This window comes from Caballeronia grimmiae (assembly GCF_000698555.1).
Lineage (GTDB): Bacteria > Pseudomonadota > Gammaproteobacteria > Burkholderiales > Burkholderiaceae > Caballeronia > Caballeronia grimmiae.
The window spans coordinates 1-320 of sequence record NZ_JFHE01000156.1 but is presented as its reverse complement, the minus strand read 5'-3'; the positions used below and the strand labels follow the sequence as shown (position 1 = coordinate 320).

1 protein-coding gene is annotated in these 320 nt (G+C 63.8%); it reads left to right on the top strand.

The window, feature by feature from the left end; translation table 11 throughout:
* On the top strand, nt 1-320 hold a 320-nt coding region (locus tag BG57_RS31065), incomplete at both ends, for a citrate/2-methylcitrate synthase (protein WP_277621562.1).

The following is a 320-nucleotide window of genomic DNA, read 5'->3' as shown; positions in this document are numbered from 1 at the left end:
CGCCTGATGGCGTCGCTCGGCTCGATGCTGCTTTACTGGTACCACTATTCGCACAACGGCCGGCGCATCGAAGTCGAAACCGACGACGATTCCATCGGCGGCCACTTCCTGCATCTGCTGCATGGCGTGAAGCCGTCCGAATCGTGGGTCAAGGCGATGCACGTCTCGCTCAATCTCTACGCCGAGCACGAGTTCAACGCATCGACGTTCACGGGGCGGGTCATCGCGGGAACGGGTTCGGACATGTACTCCGCGATCACCGGCGCGATCGGTGCGCTGCGCGGCCCGAAGCACGGCGGCGCGAACGAAGTCGCGTTCGA